The organism is Pelomonas caseinilytica (assembly GCF_021353235.1).
GTDB classification, from domain to species: Bacteria; Pseudomonadota; Gammaproteobacteria; order Burkholderiales; family Burkholderiaceae_C; genus Pelomonas; species Pelomonas caseinilytica.
This window is the reverse complement of record NZ_JAJTWT010000035.1, coordinates 1-2,421: the sequence shown is the minus strand read 5'-3', so window position 1 is coordinate 2,421 and position 2,421 is coordinate 1. Positions and strand designations below refer to the sequence as shown.

2 protein-coding genes, 1 pseudogene and 1 other annotated feature are annotated in these 2,421 nt (G+C 64.1%); of the genes and pseudogenes, 1 reads left to right on the top strand and 2 read right to left on the bottom strand.

Features of this window, described 5'->3' with window-relative positions; translation table 11 throughout:
- Positions 1-102: 102 nt before the first annotated feature.
- Positions 103-220: a sequence feature (AL1L pseudoknot), on the bottom strand.
- Positions 122-498, bottom strand: a pseudogene (locus LXT12_RS26640) (transposase); the annotation flags it as partial. Its footprint overlaps the feature before it by 99 nt.
- 104 nt (positions 499-602) lie before the next feature.
- On the opposite strand from LXT12_RS26640, the gene LXT12_RS27200 reads away from it, so the two are divergent.
- Positions 603-1,031 (top strand): WapI family immunity protein, encoded by a 429-nt coding sequence (locus tag LXT12_RS27200; protein ID WP_419964801.1) that lies wholly within the window; start codon positions 603-605, stop codon positions 1,029-1,031.
- Here the strand turns inward: LXT12_RS27200 and LXT12_RS26635 are convergent.
- Positions 982-1,965 carry an IS5 family transposase gene (locus LXT12_RS26635; RefSeq protein WP_233395551.1) on the bottom strand — a complete coding sequence of 328 codons (984 nt, stop codon included), beginning with the start codon at positions 1,963-1,965 and terminating at the stop codon, positions 982-984. The genes LXT12_RS27200 and LXT12_RS26635 overlap by 50 nt on opposite strands.
- Positions 1,966-2,421 lie beyond the last annotated feature (456 nt).

The window sequence follows — 2,421 nt, the reverse complement described above, 5'->3', positions numbered from 1 at the left end:
CGCGGACAGTTGACCTACCATCCGGCCCGTCACTCAGGCACCTCACTCAGGGTGTCCGCGATCGCCTGGAACACTGTCCGCGATCAGCCTGGAATGGGTGTCCGCGATCAGTGGAATACGCACGACAGATCGACTCGACCCCGAACTGCAGGCGATGCTGGTCGACGAAGGCCTTCAGGACTTGATGCGGCGGTCGAGCTCCGCCTGGGCGAAAAACGCGCTGGCCAGCTTCAGAATCTCATTGGCCTTGCGCAGCTCACGCACCTCGCGTTCGAGCTCCTTCACGCGCTGGGCTTCGCTGGTCGTCACGCCTTCTCGTACGCCGGCATCGACCTCCGCGCGCTTGACCCATTCGTTCAGCGTCTGCGGCACGCAGCCAATCTTGGGCGCGATGGACTCGATGGCCGCCCACAGCGACGGGTACTCCCCTCGGTGCTCCTGCACCATCCTCACCGCGCGCTCACGCACCTCGGGCGAGAACTTGTTCGACTTGCTCATGGCTCAATCCTCTCAGAGTGTTGAGCCTCCTCGAAACCCGGGGCGATTCATTTTGCTGCAGCGGACGGCTTCGCCGCCCGCTGAGCGCCGACGTTAGCCAGCGCATGCCAGTCATTCATTTCGGGACCGGTTCCGAGTACGTCAAGATCAGCCTGCCGCCCTCGTTTGCGACTGAAGCGTGGCTACAAGTGGATGTAGAAATTGCGGTGTGCGGTTTCCAGGGCAGGATCGAACCGTGGGTTGAGCCTACGGACATCGAGGTCTTCTCCAAGCAGTTGCGGGCCCTATACGATTCTCTGCAAGGCGAAGCGACGTTCTGTCCACGCGATCGCCAGTTCACCATCAAGGGACGCGCTGATCTATGGGCAAGATCACGTGCCTGGATCGCGGTCCGCGGCACGGTGACGGCGCCGGAGCGCCGATTGGCGCGCAAGATGTCTCGACGCGGTGTCTTGAAGCCCCTTTCGGGGCCGTTTTGCCCGTTCAGGACGCACCTCGGGCATGGATTGCCAACAACTCTCGCTTGGCGATGACGAGGTTGGCCAGGCCGAACAGGCTGAACAACTGCGCCTCGTTCTTGGCCAGGCCCTTGTAGCGGGCCTTCCTGTGACGGAACAGGTTCTTCACGACATGGAACGGATGCTCGACCTTCGCCCGCACGCTGGCCTTGAGCTGCTCGACCTGCTCGAGCAACTGCGCCCAACGGCGCGTGAGGTCCAGCTTGCGGCGTTTGCCCGGCTGCATTGCCACATGCCACTGGGGCCCCTGGGCCTCCTTGCGCTTGCCCACGCCGCGGTAGCCCGCATCGCCGAAGGCGTGCGTCTCGTCCCCGTGCAGCAGCGCACCGGCCTGCGTGACGTCGGCGACGTTGGCCGCCGTGCCCATGACCGAGTGCACCAGGCCCGACTCGGCGTCCACGCCGATGTGGGCCTTCATGCCGAAGAACCACTGGTTCCCCTTCTTCGTCTGGTGCATCTCGGGATCGCGCGCATTGCCCTCGTTCTTCGTCGAGCTGGGCGCCGCGATGATCGTCGCGTCGACGATCGTGCCCGCGCGCATCAGCAGCCCCTGCTCGCTCAGGTGCGCGTTGATCTCGTCGAACAGCGCGCGCGTGAGGTCGTTGGCCTGCAGCAGGCGGCGGAACTTCAGCAGCGTCGTCGCGTCCGGCACAGACTCGCGCGACAGATCGACGCCGACGAAGTCGCGCAGCGCCTGGCTGTCGTACAGCGCGTCTTCCAGCGCCTCGTCGGCCAGGCCGTACCACTGTTGAAGGCAGTACATGCGCAGCATCTTCGTCACGCCGATCGGCGGTCGGCCAACGCGGCCGCTCTTGGGGTACAGCGGCTCGATCACGGCGATCAGCCGCGGCCACGGCACGATGCGCTCCATGTCGGCGAGGAACTTCTCTCGCCGCGTGAGCTTCTTCTTCATCGCGTACTCGGCGCTGGCAAAGCTGCGTTGGCTCATGCCGGCATCGTGCCCGCGCTTGCGAGGCAGCACCATCGCGGTCTGCCCCAATAAATCAGCATTTCCCAAGCTCGTTTGCTTGCCTGGCGGGCAGATTGAAGTCACAGGCGAGGCTTGGTCAAAGGCAACCTATGAGAACAAGCTTGAATATGCTCTTCAACTTGATCAGTCATTCCTGGTCGCACCGCTGCGAGAGCTTGAGGGTTTCCGGGCTGCGGCGGGGAACAGCGTTGGCTAACCCGTTGCTGCAGCGGACGGCTTCGCCGCCCGCTGAGCGCCAACGTTGAACGACAGCTTCCGGGCGCCGAGTTCGGCGAAGCGAAAGACCGCTCCCGTTTAGGTTTGTTCGACACCTGCCCGCGCGACATGCCGGTGGTGCGAACGACACCCAGTAGAGGGCAGGTGTTGAACAAGCCTCGAGGGAGGAAACCGCGGCGCACGTGGCGGTGCCGCTCG

Coding starts and splice junctions, on each gene's coding strand:
- LXT12_RS27200 (WP_419964801.1), top strand. CDS start 603: ATGCCAGTCATTCATTTCGGGACCGGTTCCGAGTACGTCAAGATCAGC.
- LXT12_RS26635 (WP_233395551.1), bottom strand. CDS start 1,965: ATGAGCCAACGCAGCTTTGCCAGCGCCGAGTACGCGATGAAGAAGAAG.